General features: G+C 59.8%; 8 protein-coding genes. 2 read left to right on the top strand and 6 right to left on the bottom strand.

Annotated features, from left to right (window positions below):
- Position 1 precedes the first annotated feature (1 nt).
- The 6 genes from ACXPVS_RS00365 to ACXPVS_RS00340 all read right to left on the bottom strand — a co-directional run bounded on the left by ACXPVS_RS00365 (position 2) and on the right by ACXPVS_RS00340 (position 13,705).
- A complete protein-coding gene (locus tag ACXPVS_RS00365; protein WP_458508141.1) occupies positions 2-1,321 on the bottom strand; it encodes an MFS transporter in 1,320 nt (439 codons plus the stop codon).
- Between the two features lie 212 nt (positions 1,322-1,533).
- Positions 1,534-2,859, bottom strand: coding sequence for a sigma-54-dependent transcriptional regulator (locus ACXPVS_RS00360; RefSeq protein ID WP_458508140.1), 1,326 nt, complete (start codon positions 2,857-2,859; stop codon positions 1,534-1,536).
- Positions 2,853-4,619, bottom strand: a complete 1,767-nt coding sequence (locus tag ACXPVS_RS00355; protein WP_458508139.1) for a sensor histidine kinase — start codon at positions 4,617-4,619, stop codon at positions 2,853-2,855. Before ACXPVS_RS00355 ends, ACXPVS_RS00360 begins: the two co-directional genes overlap by 7 nt.
- A gap of 79 nt (positions 4,620-4,698) precedes the next feature.
- Positions 4,699-7,290 carry an RHS repeat domain-containing protein gene (locus ACXPVS_RS00350; RefSeq protein ID WP_458508138.1) on the bottom strand — a complete coding sequence of 864 codons (2,592 nt, stop codon included), beginning with the start codon at positions 7,288-7,290 and terminating at the stop codon, positions 4,699-4,701.
- Positions 7,291-7,436: 146 nt separating this feature from the next.
- On the bottom strand, positions 7,437-11,978 hold the full coding sequence (locus ACXPVS_RS00345) for a SpvB/TcaC N-terminal domain-containing protein (protein WP_458508137.1): 4,542 nt from the start codon (positions 11,976-11,978) through the stop codon (positions 7,437-7,439).
- A 203-nt stretch (positions 11,979-12,181) separates the two neighbouring features.
- Positions 12,182-13,705 (bottom strand): fumarate hydratase, encoded by a 1,524-nt coding sequence (locus ACXPVS_RS00340; RefSeq protein WP_458508136.1) that lies wholly within the window; start codon positions 13,703-13,705, stop codon positions 12,182-12,184.
- Between the two features lie 347 nt (positions 13,706-14,052).
- Between ACXPVS_RS00340 and ACXPVS_RS00335 the strand changes: the two genes are divergently transcribed.
- Positions 14,053-15,159 carry a GGDEF domain-containing protein gene (locus ACXPVS_RS00335; protein WP_458508135.1) on the top strand — a complete coding sequence of 369 codons (1,107 nt, stop codon included), beginning with the start codon at positions 14,053-14,055 and terminating at the stop codon, positions 15,157-15,159.
- Entirely contained in the window at positions 15,152-16,087 is a 936-nt protein-coding gene (locus ACXPVS_RS00330) for an iron-sulfur-binding ferredoxin reductase (protein WP_458508134.1), read from the top strand. The genes ACXPVS_RS00335 and ACXPVS_RS00330 overlap by 8 nt, the downstream gene beginning before the upstream one ends.
- The last annotated feature ends 17 nt before the right edge of the window (positions 16,088-16,104 follow it).

The following is a 16,104-nucleotide window of genomic DNA, read 5'->3' as shown; positions in this document are numbered from 1 at the left end:
GTCAGTCGGTCTCGATCCGCGAATGCTTGCGGGTGTCTTTCATGGTCACGTAGACCAGCAACGACACGGCAATACACGCCGTGACATACCAGTAGTAACCGGTTTCCATGCCGATGCTCTTGAACCACAGTGCGATGTATTCAGCGGTGCCGCCGAAGATCGACACGGTCAGCGCGTACGGCAGGCCGACGCCCAGCGCACGGATTTCGGTCGGGAACAGTTCGGCTTTGACCACCGCGTTGATCGAGGTGTAACCGCTGACGATGATCAGCGCGGCCATGATCAGGAAGAACGCGCCCCACCAGGTCTGCACGGTGTGCAGGGTGGTCAGGATCGGCACGGTGAACAGCGTCCCGAGAATACCGAAGGCAATCAGGATTGGCCGGCGACCGACTTTATCCGAGAGCCCGCCAACGATCGGTTGCAGGCACATGAACAGAAACAGCGTGGCAGCGGAAATGGTGGTGGAGTCGGAGATGCTCATGCCGACGGTGTTCACCAGGTATTTCTGCATGTACGTGGTGTAGGTGTAGAACGCCAGGGTGCCGCCCATGGTCAGGCCGACCACGGTCATCAGTTCCTTCGGATGGCGCATCAAGGTGCGCATCGCGCTTTCCTTGGACTTCTCTTTCTTGGTGAACGACTCGGTTTCTTCCATGCCACGACGCAAGTACAGCGCGACCACGGCACACAGCGCGCCGATGGCGAACGGGATGCGCCAGCCCCAGGCATACAGTTGCTCAGTGGTCAGGGTCTGTTGCAGCACGATCAGCACCGCCAGGGCGATGAGCTGGCCGGAGATCAGGGTCACGTACTGGAAGCTGGAGTAGAAGCCGCGACGTTCCTTGGTCGCCATCTCGCTGAGGTACGTTGCCGAGGTGCCGTATTCCCCCCCAACCGACAAACCTTGCAGCAGGCGCGCGAATATCAGCAGGATCGGCGCGCCGATGCCGATGGTTTCATAACCCGGACTCAGGGCAATCAGCAGCGAGCCGAAGCACATCAGGTAGACCGAGGCCATCAACGCACGTTTACGACCGGCCTTGTCGGCGTAGAGGCCCATCAGCCAGCCACCGATCGGGCGCATCAGGAAGCCCACGGCGAAAATCGCGGCGGTGTTCAGCAGTTGTGCGGTGGTGTCGCCTTTGGGGAAAAAGGCCTTGGCGAAGTACAGGGAGAAGGCGGCGTAGACGTACCAGTCGTACCACTCGACCATGTTGCCGACCGAGCCGCTGAAGATCGATTTGATGCGACTGCCAGTGGTTCTTTCTTTGGCAGGCGAAGCTGCCGACCCAAGAGGCAGGGTTTGTGAGTTATCCATGACGGATCCTTCATTTAATTGTTTTTGTGGAGCGCGTTGAAACGCAGCCTGCTTGGGCTATAGCAGGAGATGTGCCAAGGGGAAGAGGGCCGGTTTAGAAGGGTTTTGCGGCTTTGATGAGCGGAAATCCGCTTGTGGTGCGCAGGGTGATAGGCGGATTTTTGCCGAGCCTGAGGGTTCCTACGAAGTGGGAACCCTCAGTTAACGATCAGTTAGACAAACATTTCGCGGGTCAGGCCATGCCGCTGCATCTTTTCATTGAACGTCCGGCGCGGCAGTTGCAGCTCTTCAAGCACCGCTTTCACATCGCCCTTATGCCGGGTCAACGCCGCGCGTAGACAATGCGCTTCAAAGGCTTCCTGCTGCGCCGCCAGCGATTGCCCAGGATCGATGCCCGCTGGTTCCGGCTCGCCCAGCCCCAACACTTGCCGCTCGGCCACGTTCGCTAATTCGCGCACATTGCCCGGCCAGTCGTGGCTTAGCAGGTGGCTCAACTGCGGGCCGCTCAGCGGTGGAAAAGTGCGGCCCAAACGCTCAGCGGCATTGTGCGCAAACGACTCGAACAACAACGGAATGTCTTCACGCCGCTCGCGCAACGGTGGCAGCCGCAACTCGGCCACGTTCAACCGATAGGCCAGGTCCTCGCGAAAGCGTCCAGCCCGGGCTTCGTCCAGCAAGTCGGGTTTGGTTGCGGCGATGATCCGCAAATCCACGCGGATGCTCTGATTGGAGCCCAATCGTTCCAGCTTCTGCTCCTGCAACACCCGCAGCAATTTCACCTGCTGGGCCAATGGCATGCTTTCGATTTCATCGAGAAACAGCGTGCCGCCATCGGCATATTCGAGCTTGCCGATGCGTTTGCCCGAGGCGCCGGTGAACGCGCCACTCTCGTGACCGAACAGCTCGGCCTCGAACAACTGCTCGGGGATCGCCGCACAATTCAATGCCACAAAGGGTTTGTCGGCACGCGGACCGAAGTCGTGCAGGCAACGGGCAACCAATTCCTTGCCGCTGCCGGTTTCACCGCGGATCAACACATTGACCGGCAGCGTCGCCAGGTCCAGCACTTGCCGACGCAGCGTCTGCAAACCACGGGACACGCCCAGCAGCGTCGCATCGAGTTTGGCGCGGTTGTCCGCCTGCTCGTGCAGGGCGCGGTTCTCCAGCACCAGCCGCCGTTTGTCCAGCGCACGGCGCAGACTGCCGAGCAGGGTCTCGGGGCTGAAGGGTTTTTCAAGGAAGTCGTAGGCGCCATCGCGCATGGCTTCGACCGCCATCGGCACATCGCCGTGGCCGGTCAGCAGAATCACCGGCAAGTCGGCGTCGCGCCGCTGAACCTCGGCCAGCAGTTCCAGGCCGGTCATGCCCGGCATGCGCACGTCGCTGAGGATGACCCCGGGAAAATGCTTGGGCAGCTGCGCAAGGCATTCATCGGCGCGGCTGAACAACTGGACCTCGAACCCCGACAGGCTCAGCCATTGTTCAACGGCGCTGCGAATACTGCTTTCGTCGTCGACCACCATCACTGAATTCAGCATGAGCCAAGAGCTTCCAGGTCGATGGGCAAGGTCACGGTGAATACCGCGCCGTTTGCATGATTGTCGGCGCTCAGGCGTCCGCCCGATTCGTGAACGATGGCAAAGGATACGGCCAGCCCGAGGCCCAGGCCATCACCCACCGGTTTAGTGGTGAAGAACGGATCAAACACGTTGGCCAAGTGCTCTTCGGCAATGCCGCCACCGTTGTCAGCGACCGTCAGGCGCCAGAGCTGTTCGTCGGCGTCGAGACGGATTTCCAGGCGTTTGCAGGGTTTGTCCTGCATGGCGTCTAGGGCATTGCGCAGCAAATTGATCAGCACCTGCTCCAGGCGAATCGCATCGCCACGCACCCAGGCCGGGCGCGTCAAGTGCAGCACCGTGCTGACCTGTTCATCGCGCAACCGTGTGTCGAGCAGCAGCAACGATTGGTCCACCACCGCCGCCAAATCCAGCCGTTCGCGTAAACCGCTGGGGCTTTTGCGGGCGAAGGTTTTCAGGTGGCCGGTCAGGGCGGCCATGCGCGTCAGCATGTCATCCACTGGTTTGAGTGCCTTGTAAGCGTCGTCGACCCGGCCGTGATCGAGCAGCAGGCGCAAGGTCTCCAGTTGCATGCGCTGGGCGGTCAGGGGTTGGTTGATTTCATGGGCCAGCGCGGCAGACATCTGGCCGAGCGCGGCGAGCTTGGCCGATTGCACCAGACCGTCCTGAGCGGTGCGCAGGTCGCGAGTGCGCTCTTGCACCAGTTGTTCGAGCTCTTCACGACTGCGCTGACGCAGTTTGGCAAGACGCCAGCGCTGATTGAGGAACAGCAACAGAAACACCAGCGCCAGCCACAACCCGGCAGCGGCGAGCGCGGCGTTGCGACTGTCTTCGAAAGCGATTTGCGGACGGCGCAGCAGGTGCAACGTCCAGCCTTCAGCGTTCAGCGGCAGTGATTCCCACAGGTAATCCGCCGTCCCGTCAGGACCCACGACCCGCGACAGATCACTGTTGTCGTCGAAGCGCCGCACCGATTGATACTCGAGCGGTGTCAGCGGTTGTTTGTCGTATTGGCGGGTGGTCTTGAGTTCGGCGTGATCGCTGTCACTCAGCGGTTTTAACAGGCGATAGCGCCAGCCCGGCTGGTTGGCGATGAAGATAATCCCGCGTGCATCGCTGACCAGCAGCGTGTCGCTGCCCTGACGCCATTCGCGCTCCAGTTCCGGAAATTCGAGTTTAACCACCATGGCGCCGAGGAACTGGCCGCTGTCACCGGTAACCGCGCTGGACAGGAAGTAACCGGGAATGCCACTGGTCACCCCCACCGCGTAAAAGCGCCCGGTGCCCTGGGTGCGGGTCTGGCTGAAGTAGGGGCGAAAGCCATAGTTGTGGCCGACATAACTGCTGGGCAGACGCCAATTGCTGGCGGCCACTGCCAGGCCGGTGTTGTCGAGCAGTTCCAGGGTCGAGGATTGCGCCGCGCCGTTGATCTTTTCCAGTTTGCGATTCAGTGCGTCCTGCTGTTCAGCGGATACCGGGCCATTGAGGGCTGCACGCAATTGCGGATCCAGCGCGAGCACGGCGGGCAGGGCGCGGTAGCGATCGATCAGGGTGTGCAGGGAATTGGCGTAGAGCGCCAATTGCTGATTGGCGCGGGCGGCGTCTTCGACCAGGGCCTGGCGTTCGGTGTGGCGCATGGCTAAACCGGCAGCCAAAGTGGCGCCTGCGAGAATCAGCAAAGTGTAGAGCGTCAACCTGGCGGTGCGGGAAATCAAAGGCATGCGGTCGGCATCGGATCAGCCATCGGACCGGCAAGATAGCATGCCGGTGTTGAGTCTCTGTAGTAGTCCTGCGCGCGCTTCAGGCTAGCGGTGAAGGTCGCTTGCTTGGCCAGTCTTGTCGCTGTCTATACCTTGCAATATTTTCCTGTGCTCTTTGCAGTTTCGCCTTGAATATCATCATGTCGGCTTTTACGGTTTTGAGCTCTATCAACTCTGCAGTACCTGTCACCTCACCGGTTGAGTACAGCGTTGAGGTACCTAACGCGATAAAGTCTTCCATTACGAGGTCGAAGTCTACCGCGGCATCGGTGCCCAGTTTCGTATAAGCGTCTTCCAGTCCATTGACCTTCATAGGGCTCAAGCCGTCCTCCATATCATTTGCTTCTTCAGATAGTTTTCCGATCCCGATCAACTCTTTTGCACCATATGTTGTGAGTTTCTTCAGGGCCTTCGTTACTAACATCTTGAAGGCACTTTTTTGACCTTCCGACGTCTTCGGATTGTATTCGTCGACCGTGTTTTTTGCGTGTTGAACAGAAAAAAACGGAGCATTGCTCTTCTTGATTGTTTCCCAAGAAAGCTTGGAGGCCTTGGGCGTAATAGAGGGTTCAAGGTTTGTTTTTTTGCCTATTTTTTTCATGAGTTCACTGGCAGCTGTTTTGGCACCTAAGGCACCAACAGCCGCCATCCCGATGGTCCCCGCTACGGGGATGGTAAACGTGCCAGCCAGCGCCCCCGCTGCCCCACCTGCCAAAGCTGCACTCGTAGTCACGACACCACTCACCATGGTGAATGCGGTGGTTTTAGCGATCGTTCCCTTTAGGGCGTTCTTGTCAAAAAGGTTCTCGAACAAGGCATTCTGATTTCCTATGGCTTTCGTCGCTGGGGATAGGTTTTTAGTGAACGCCCGTATTTCTTCGCGTCGTTCGGCCGGGGTCTTGCTGAACCCGACATCATCGATGTATCGCATGGGGTTATTCCCGACAAACTCATACAGATTCAACCCATCCACATCCCCCGCAGGGTCGGCACTGACCCAATGCTGCAACCACGGCGCGTAATAACGCGCGCCGTAGTAATACAACCCACTGTCATCCATTTCCTTGCCCGAATAGCGGATGGTTTTGTAATCGACGTCCACCTCGCTTCCCCGCGCATACCAGGCGGTGGCGCCGAACGGGTAGTAGCCTTCCTCGCTGATCACTTGCGCCTGTTGATCGAGTTCCAGCGCGCAGGATCCCAAGTGGTCATCGAGGCTGTAGCGCAATTGGTCTTCGGCGATTTTTGCGGGTTTGCCGCAGACCCAGTGCAGGCAACGCACGCTGCCGTGCCCGCCGGGCAGGGTGATCACGTGCAGCTCTTCGCCGCCGTCGCGGGTGCGGATTTCCAGCCCCGGCAGGTAGATCACCTCCTGGAAATGGCTGAGCGAAGAGGTGTGGGTTTCATGGCGTTTGAACACGCGCACGCCTTGGCTGTAGCGGTAGAACTCTTCGTCATTGGGGCCGTTGGCGCGTTTGACCAGAGTCGCCGATTCCAGCTGATCCAGGCTGTTCCACGTCAAGATTTTGCCTGGCTGCAAGTCGTTGAGGTTGCCGTGGCGGTCGAACAATGTTTCGAAGTCCGGTGGCGGATCACCGGGTTTCCAGCGCACGCCACGGTTGCTGACAGGGTCGATGAACATCTCGCGGGTATGCGCGGCGCCCGCACGCACGTGACGTAGTGTGATCAGGTTACCGCCGCAATCGTACTCATAGTTTTGTTGGTAGTTGAGCCTATTGCCGGGATCGCCGGGCAGGGGGCGACCCGGAATATCTGACGGCGGTGCATCGTCGTAACCGGTGGCACTGGTCAGCCGGTACAGCGAGTCATAAGTGAAGTCGCGGTGGCCGTCGATGAGCTGGTTGGCGAAAAAAACCGTCTGGAAAGTATGGTCTTCGATGCGGGTGATGTTGCCGACACGATCGTAGAAATATTCGAAGTTTTGCAGCGCCGGTTCGGCGTTTTTTTGCGCGCGCTGCGTGGACAGGCGGCCATCGGCCGGGTCGTAGGTCCAGCTGCTGAGCACGTCATTGCCGGCGCGTTGTTCGATGATCTGGCCGGCGGGGTTGTACTGCGCGTCTTGCAAAACCGGCTGCCAGTTCGAGTTGCCTTTTATCCGCAGCTCAACCTGTTTGAGCTGCCCGGCAATGTCGTAATGCGACTGTTGCTGGTGGCCACCGGCATCGGCCTGGCTCAACAGCATGCCGAGCGGGCTGTAAATCCGGCTGCTGTGGTAGGGCTGGCCTTCGGCCAGGGTTTGGGTTTCGCGCAGTGGCTGTCCGAGCAGGCCGTAGCTGTCGAGGCTCAGGGTGCCGGAGCGGTCGAGCTGCTTGATCAGTTGGCCCCGCAGGTTAAACGCGGGATCGGCGGATGCATCGGCATAGGAGAAGGTCTCGACGTTTGGCTGGCCGTTTTCCTCGATGGCGAGCGGGCGCAACTGAGGGTCGTAGGTGGTGCGCCAATGACTGCCACGCTGATCCCAACTCTGAAGCTCTTCGCCGGCCAGCCCGGCCAGGCTCAAGCGCCAGCCGGCATCTACAGAGGAGACGTTCAGCGGCTCGCCGGAAAGTCGGTAGGTCGTGCTCAGGTTGGGGACGATACCGAACAGTCGTGGGTCCCATTGTTCGAGCAATCGCCCGGCAGCGTCATGCCGTTGTCGGGTAATCAGGGTTTCCAGTGGCCCGCCGTTGACCTTGCGCAAGTACGCGATTTGGCGAATCGGTAAGCCCCGGCTATCAATGGCCGTCACATTCGGGGTCCGCCAATGAACCGAGGTCGTCATGGCTTGCCTGCCTTCAACCCACTTTCAGGCGGCGCAAGGTAGGTGTCATTAAAGTCCAGGCTGGTGGTGTACCAGGGATGGATGATTTCCAGCGCGACATCCCCTTTGGCGTTGATGACTTTGCTCAGGCGACCGAGCACGTCGTAGAACTGTTGATCGTGATGGCCGAACTCACGGAAGGAATGGTCATTGATATAGCGATGTCCATTGGCGAAGTAAGGGCGAAATACCCGAACAGCCAGCCCTTTGTTGTTGTATTCCACACGTTCGCTGACGCGCCAGCGTTGATCGGCGTGCGCGACCTTTGGCTTGCCGTCTTCAATCACCAGTTCACCGTTTTCCACCACAAACGCCTGTCCCGGCTCGACCAACTGTTTGGTCTGCAATGGCCGGCCGAAACCATCCACAAAGACTTTCATGATCTGGATTTGTTGCAGCTCATCATCCCAATAGCGGTCGGCGGTGAGGACGACGCTGTGCACCGGTTCGCGGGGAACCGTGTGGATCAGGTCGAGCAACGCTTGTTCAGGTGCGGTCAGGGATTTGAGCCGGGACAGACGACGGCGGGCGCTGGCGCGAATATGCAGACTGGGCAACACGTAGCCTTGTGTGACCCAGGTGGTCAGCCAGTCAGGTGTTTGCCTGGCGGAATAAGGGAGTTCGCCCATCCAGCTGAACAGGTCCTTGCGCAATACGCTGGCGGCTTTTTGCAGGGCGCCTTTCGGATCGTCGATGGCCGGGTCCGGACGATGGTCCATAGGACGTTCGTGTTCGTCGAGGGGGCGAAAACCCATTTCTTCGCCGTCCTCAGTTCCATAAAAACTGATGGCAAGGGGTTGTCCGGACGGCTCGTAAAGGGCCTCCTCGATATTGTCATTGGCGTCGATGCTGCGCATGAGTTGCAGCGCGTGATAGTCATAGTCGAAACGGGCTTCGCACCCGTCCGGCTGCGTGATGCTTGTCGGCCGCAGACAGTAGGCGTCGTAGCGGGCTGTCGTGATGCCGGAACTGGGTGTTTCGTTGTACTCCATCACTTTGTAAAAATTATCGAACTCGCCGTACCTGGCAAAACCATACCGGGCCGCCCATAGGTTTCTCTCCTTGTCCTCTTCCTTGTCTGCCTCCTCGTCTATCCCCAGCAACAGAGGCATGGCCGAATAACCTATTTTTTCCAGTTCGTCCCGAATAACGAGCGACGGCACCGTGTCGTAGGCTTGCAGTGCTGTCTTGTCCAGTTGGGCAATTTCCAGCGGTGCCTGCAGTGCCTCGAACTCGGCTTTGCCATCGGCGAGCGGTGTTTGATCGGCAGTCTTGAGGTAGCGATAGACCGACTGCGTGGTCAGTAGCCTCTGAGCGACCCATTCGGGCGAGGCGTACAGCTCGATAAATCGTTCATGGGAGATATCTGCCGGGGTAAGTCCCGCGGGTGCCGTCCCCTTGGGCAAGACCATTGCGTTGCCCCGTTGCAGATAGGGCAGACCGAGTCGCCAGCCTTGCAGGTCCTCCTGCAAATGAATGTACTCTGCGCGCGATTCGCTCAGGTAATAGGACTGTTGAGCCGGATCGTGGGCATCCGTCCACCATTGTTTTTCATCAACCTCATCGAACGGCGGATCGTCATCATCCGGGTTTCTGCGTCGGGCATAACTGACCGTGATGGCATGCACAGGCAGACCGAACTCGTCATGGCCCAACGTGATTTCATGTCGGCACAACGGGTCATTCTCGAAACGTTCGTATTGATAGCTGATCTTTTCCAGTTGCAAGGGCAGCATGATCGGGTACGCGTCATGGTCTCCCTTTTTGCGCAGCTCGCGGACCTTGTAGCGGCTTTCCTCCACCGCGAACGGCACCGCCGTGGACAGGTCATCGTCGCCAGCGTAGGTCTCCACGCGCAACACTGAACCTGCAAGGGCGCAGGCGATTTCGTGGGCGGTGGCTTCATCGGGCGGCGGGATCGGGTCATCGAACGCGTCGTTGCGGTGATCCAGGCAAAACAGCGTGGGTTTCAAATCACACGCTTCGGCGTCACGGTTGAAATAGCCATCGCGGGGCAAGTCGATTTGCCGTCCGGTGTGAAACCAGGTGCAGACCAGCGCCGGAGCGGTAAAGCCGATGTCGTCTGCACGTGCGGCAGTTTCGCTGTCGGTCTGGCGCATCAGGCCAAAGCCGCGAAACTCGCGGTTGCGGCCGTCGTAGTAACCCTGCAAGTACTGGAAAAACTGGTTCAGGCGGTTGCCGGTGATTTCATCGAGTTGGCGTTGTTGCTTGACCACGGGCACCGGGAACGGCAAGTAACACGCGGGGTCGATCGCCGGTTTTTCATCCAGCCATTCCTGTGCCGAACTGCGATACACCACCTGGGTACCGCAACCCATGTTGTTGTTACTGGCGACCAGCAGGTAAGGCTTGGCGCTGACGAAATCGTAGCGCCAGTGCTGTGGTTTCATGTGCGGCACGGTCAGGATCAGGCTCGCGCAACCCAGGCCTTGCAAGTCGGCGAGGGTGACCTGGCACAGGTTGTCGTAGCGGATTTCTTCGGGCCACGGGACCGTTACAGGGATTTGCGCCAGGCCATTGCCGCCGTGATTGAAATAGACCTCGAAACAATCGGACTTCAGATAAATCAGTGCCGGTGCACCGGAGCCGTCCAGGTCGGCAATCCGTACCCGCGCCGCGTCGAATGTCGCGTAATCGAAGGGCAGGGGACTCATGACAAAACCCTTGCCGAACCGACCGTGACCGAGGTTCGGCCAGCATTTGATTTCGTCGTGCCGGATGCGGCACAGCTCGGTCATGTCGCTGCCCAGCAAGTTGCTCAGCATCACCAGTTCGGTGCGGGAGTTGCTGAACAGCGGCAGGCGATCGGTGTCCGGCTTGTGCACGACTTCCTGGCCCGGCGCGAAACCTTCCTCACGCCGATTGGCGTACAGGCGCACGCTTAGCGGGCCGATCAGTGCCATCGAGCTGAGCCCGTCGCCCCTGAAATCGCCAGACTGTGAAAGCGTGTGGAAAAACTCCAACGGGAATGCCGTAAAAGGAATGAACCCTGACCAGCTGCGATCGGGATTCAGGGTGTGGAAACCGCTCACGCCGGGTGAGGCGAGGATCCAGTCGAGCCGACCGTCGCCGGTCAGATCGGTCAACGCCTGATAGGTCGGTTGATTGCGATTGGCCACGGGAATTCGGGACAGTTCTGCCCACGGGCCGTAGTGGATGTCATCGGTTCCCGTCGGCGCGCGCAAGGGTTCACGGTAGTACCAGCTCTGGTCGTAACGACAGAGAAAACCCGGCACGCCTTCACCGAACAAATCAACGCACTGATAGCGAGCACCGTCCTCGATACCGGGCATGTGTTCGAAGGGGAAGAACGAGGTCGACTGCTTGTTGAGTTCGAAGCCCGAATAGTCGAATTCCACCGGTGGCATATTTTCCACGGCGCCGCTGGCGTCGTACGCCTGGTAGTGCACTGCTGCCAGTTGGGTGTACGCCAGAGCAGTCGTTTGGTATTGCAGCAGTAATCGTCGAATCAACGCCGGCTTTTGATCCGGTGTTGCGGGGACATGGTGAAACATCAAAACCTGATGGCACAGGCGTCGGGTGCCCAGTTCGAAACCATAGGTGTAGCTGTGGAAGGGGTCGCTGCGCAGTTGCCACTGGCCATAACCCTCGCCGGGAGTATTGAACGGCGGGCCGTAGAGCGGTTTTTTTTGCAGATCTTGGGTCCGTTCGCCGTAGTCGAACACCAGGTGGAAATGCCAGTTCAGAGTCGCCGGGTTTTCCACCGTCCAGGTGTACAAGTCTTTGCTGGCCAGGGCATTGCCGTAATACACCCGGCGCAGGTAGCGCTGGGCACGATAGTCGTGCGAGTCATCCGGGGTATGGGCCTGATCTTCGGGCTGGTAGTCAAAACAAATGTGTTCGCCGTGGGGGTTCATGCTTTCGAGCAGTAGCCACACACCGATACGCTGTGGCGCGTCAGCGTTGTTCGGGTCGACAGGTTCGGCACGGCGCGAAGCGTCGGTCTTGCCGTAGACATGCAGGCTGCCATCGGCCCCGTGCACCAGCCAGAAGGGGGGTTGGTCTCGCGGCTGCCATAGCTCGATCAGGTCAAACGAACGCTCGATCCGCGGCCAGTAGCGCACCACGCGGTGCTCACCAATATCGAGTTCGTGGTAGTGGGCCACGGTTCTGGTCTTTGGCTTGCCCGCGTCATCCAGCTCGGGCATCAACTCCTCGCCACCAGGGCCGACCATGATGTCGACGTCGAGGTAATCAGGCGCTCCCTTGCTGGTCTGGCGAGTGATAGCACTGACACCCAAACGCCAGCCGATGCCGAACGGACCGTTGCCGCCCTGGCTGTCATAGGCCAACACCATGGCGGGATCGAAACCGCGCCCGCCTGAAAGGGGCAGCGGCAATTCGAACGAGGCACTGCCTGTCACGCCGACCGATCCCCAGTTTTTACCAATCGTGGCAATGGAAGCACTCTTGGCGATGGAGGGCTCGGTGATGCTCAGGGAGGCTTGCTTTGCCATGGGGCTGATCCTGTGTCGGCTTTGCGCCAACAGTAACAAGATCAAGGTGCTGCGTGACCTGTCAGATATGACAGGTAAGACCGGTATTTTTAGACCCGATAAGTTGGACCACGCGACGCTTTATTGCGAAGGGTAAAACGCTGCCAAAAAAAACGGCCGGGTCATCTAAAAGACGACCCGGCCGTATTGGCACGTTGAAGCGCTTACTGCACTTCCACCGCCAGGCTTTCACTGATCTTTTTCTGCCAGATGGCAGGACCGGTGATGTGTACCGACTCACCCTTGCTGTCGACGGCAACAGTGACGGGCATGTCCTTGACGTCGAACTCGTAGATCGCTTCCATGCCCAGTTCGGCGAAAGCCACCACGCGGGACTTCTTGATGGCTTGTGCCACCAGGTAAGCCGCGCCGCCGACTGCCATCAGGTAAACGGCTTTGTGGTCCTTGATCGCTTCGATGGCGGTAGGGCCGCGCTCGGATTTGCCGATCATGCCCAACAGGCCGGTTTGCTCGAGGATCTGACGGGTGAACTTGTCCATCCGCGTCGCGGTGGTCGGACCGGCAGGGCCTACCACTTCTTCGCGCACCGGATCAACCGGGCCGACGTAGTAGATGAAGCGACCTTTCAGGTCGACCGGCAGGGTTTCACCCTTGTTCAGCATCTCGACCATGCGCTTGTGCGCCGCGTCGCGACCGGTGAGCATCTTGCCGTTGAGCAGGACGGTTTCGCCCGGCTTCCAGCTCTGCACGTCTTCCGGGGTCAGGGTATCGAGGTTGACGCGACGGGCCGATGGGCCGGCTTCCCAGACGATTTCCGGGTAGGCGTCCAGCGGTGGCGCTTCCAAGGACGCCGGGCCGGAACCGTCGAGCACGAAGTGCGCGTGACGGGTGGCGGCGCAGTTCGGGATCATGCACACCGGCAACGAAGCGGCGTGGGTTGGGTAATCCATGATCTTCACGTCGAGCACGGTGGTCAGGCCACCGAGGCCCTGGGCGCCGATGCCCAGTTGGTTGACCTTTTCGAACAGCTCCAGGCGCATCTCTTCGATACGGTTGGACGGGCCGCGTTTCTTCAGCTCGTGAATGTCGATGGATTCCATCAACACTTCCTTGGCCATGACGGCGGCTTTCTCGGCGGTGCCGCCGATGCCGATGCCGAGCATGCCCGGTGGGCACCAGCCGGCGCCCATGGTTGGCACGGTCTTCAGGACCCAGTCGACGATCGAGTCGGACGGGTTGAGCATCGCCATCTTCGACTTGTTCTCGGAGCCGCCGCCCTTGGCCGCCACGTCCACTTCCACGGTGTTACCCGGAACGATGGAGTAGTGGATAACGGCCGGGGTGTTGTCCTTGGTGTTTCTGCGAGCGCCCGCCGGGTCGGCGAGGATCGAGGCACGCAGGACGTTTTCCGGCAGGTTGTAAGCCTGGCGCACGCCTTGGTTGATCATGTCGTCCAGGCCCATGGTGGCGCCATCCCAACGTACGTCCATGCCGACGCGGACAAACACGGTGACGATGCCGGTGTCCTGGCAAATCGGGCGGTGGCCGGTGGCGCACATCCGCGAGTTGATCAGGATTTGCGCCATGGAGTCACGGGCCGCTGGCGATTCTTCGCGCAGGTAGGCTTCGTGCATCGCCTGGATGAAGTCAACGGGGTGGTAATAGGAAATGAACTGCAGGGCGTCGGCAACGCTCTGAATCAGGTCGTCTTGCTTGATCACGGTCATGAGTCGCGCTCCTCTAAAAGACGGGAACATTCAATAAGGTGCTTGCAGCTTGGGTGCATCGGTCGGTTGCAAGCACCTTTACAAGGCACGCCGGGGCTGCTGGCGCGACGCTAAAAAGGCGCGGCAGTATACCGCGCCTCGGTTCCGGGCACACCCGCCGACAGTCAATCGTTGGTCGCCTATCGAACATGGCTCCTGTAGCAAGGACCAGCAAAACAGTCAGCGTTCTGGCGCCAGTTTTTCGCCCTGAAAATTGAATGGTCATTTATCAGGCACGCTACTAAAGTGGCATTCGGTCTGTAGAGTAGGACACTCAAGCAGCCTCCCTTCGCACGGTGAGTCAACGATTGACCCATAACGCCATCCAGCGCTTGTTGCTCAAACGCTTTGCCCTCGCAGCCGGCACCTACGCCCTGGCTTTGTTGCTGTTGTGGCTGGCGTTTTTCACCGGTCATTACGATGAACCCCTGTCCAACGTGGCCATCGGCAGTGCGCTGGTGGTCATCAGTCAGGCCGCGTTGTTCGCGGTGTTTTACAGTGGCTGCAACCTGCGTTTTTCCGACCCCAGCCTGACTGAAGCGCAAGTGTTGTTGGGGCTGGGTTGGCAAACCTGGGTGATCGCCAATCTGGACGAGGCACGCGGCGCGTTCCTGGTGTTCTATGTGCTGATTCTGCTGTTCGGGTTGTTCCATCTTTCGCGCGTGGCCTTTGCGCGGTGCGCGCTACTGGTGTTCGTAAGTTTCTGCGCGATCACGCTGTGGGAGGGCTACCACTTCCAGTTGCCCGACCCGGCACTGGCCGCGTTGCAGGTGTGCGTGCTGCTCATCGTGTTGGTCTGGCTGGAACTTTATGCCCGTCACGTCCAGGCCTCCCGTCAACGCATGCGTCAGCGCCGGTTTGCCTTGCAGGCGCATCAGGACACTCTGCGCGGGATGATGCGCCAGCTTGAAGAACTGGTGGCCACCGACGAACTGACCGGGCTGTTTAATCGCCGGCATTTCCTGCGCCTCGCCTCCCGCGAGCTGAAGGCCATGGACGTCGGTGTCATGCATGGCCTGGCGTTGATCGACCTCGACCATTTCAAACGGATCAACGATGTGCACGGCCATGCCGCGGGTGATCAGGTGCTGCAAGCCTTTGCCGCCGTGGCCACCGCCTGCTTGCGCGATGGCGATGTTCTGGCCCGTTACGGTGGCGAAGAATTTGTCGTGCTGTTGCCCGATTGCAACGCCGAGCGCTTGACCTCCTGTTGCGAGCGGCTGCGCATTGCCTTCACCGATGTAGAACTGATCGGACTCAACGTCGCCCATCTCAGCTTGTCGGCGGGCATGACGTTGCTCGAACTGGGCGACGATCTCGATGAAGCCTTGCAGCGCGCCGATCAGGCGCTTTATCGCGCCAAGCGTGACGGCCGCAATCGTTGCGCAGCTGCGTGGGAGAACGTCGATGCCTGAGTTACGTGTCGGCGAACGTCAATGGTCGGTGGCAGCGGGCAGCAATTTGCTCGATGCGTTGAATCAGAACGGCGTGTCTGTGCCTTACAGCTGTCGCGCCGGCAGTTGCCACGCCTGCCTGGTGCAATGTGTCCAAGGGCTGCCGAGTGACAGCCGCCCCGACGTCCTGAGCGCAGACCAGCGTCAGCAAGGCTGGCGCCTGGCGTGTCAGTGTCAGGTGGTCGAGGACTTGCAGGTGCACACCTTCGATCCTCGGCAGGATGGCCGCCCGGCCGAGGTGACTGCCGTCGATTGGTTGAGCGCCAGCGTGTTGCGTTTGCGCCTGACCCCTCAAAGCCCTTTGCGCTACAGCGCCGGGCAGCATCTGGTGTTGTGGGCGGGCAACGTGGCGCGGCCGTACTCATTGGCCAGCCTGCCGGAAGAAGACCGCTTTCTGGAGTTTCATCTTGATTGCCGCCAGCCGGGGGAATTCAGCGACGCGGCCCGCCAGCTGAAAATCGGCGATTCGATCCGCCTCGGCGAATTGCGCGGCGGGGCATTGCATTACGACCCGGACTGGAACACCCGACCGCTTTGGCTGATGGCCGCCGGCACGGGTTTGGGGCCATTGTTCGGTATCTTGCGTGAAGCGCTACGGCAAGATCACCAAGGTGCCGTTCGCGTCATTCATCTGGCCCATGATTGCGAGGCGCATTACCTGGCCAAACCCCTGCAGGCCATGGCCGTGAGCCGCCCGAACCTGAGCGTTGAGCTGTGGACCGCGGCCGAGTTGCCAGAGGCTTTGGCACAACTGCGGCTTGTTTCACGGCAAACCCTGGCCTTACTCTGCGGGGCCCCTGACAGCGTCGACGCCTTTGCCCGGCGCTTGTACCTGGCGGGATTGCCGCGCAATCAACTGCTGGCGGATGTCTTTGTTCTGCGTGGTTGAGCGCTGATTTTCAGACA

It is taken from the genome of Pseudomonas sp. Ma2-10, from assembly GCF_054330215.1.
Note: the sequence above shows the minus strand (reverse complement) of the source record. Positions and strands in the feature narration are given on the sequence as shown.

Excerpts from the sequence above, each read along its gene's own strand:
- ACXPVS_RS00365 (WP_458508141.1), bottom strand. The coding sequence starts at position 1,321 with ATGGATAACTCACAAACCCTGCCTCTTGGGTCGGCAGCTTCGCCTGCC.
- ACXPVS_RS00330 (WP_458508134.1), top strand. The coding sequence starts at position 15,152 with ATGCCTGAGTTACGTGTCGGCGAACGTCAATGGTCGGTGGCAGCGGGC.
- ACXPVS_RS00345 (WP_458508137.1), bottom strand. The coding sequence starts at position 11,978 with ATGGCAAAGCAAGCCTCCCTGAGCATCACCGAGCCCTCCATCGCCAAG.
- ACXPVS_RS00360 (WP_458508140.1), bottom strand. The coding sequence starts at position 2,859 with ATGCTGAATTCAGTGATGGTGGTCGACGACGAAAGCAGTATTCGCAGC.
- ACXPVS_RS00340 (WP_458508136.1), bottom strand. The coding sequence starts at position 13,705 with ATGACCGTGATCAAGCAAGACGACCTGATTCAGAGCGTTGCCGACGCC.
- ACXPVS_RS00355 (WP_458508139.1), bottom strand. The coding sequence starts at position 4,619 with ATGCCTTTGATTTCCCGCACCGCCAGGTTGACGCTCTACACTTTGCTG.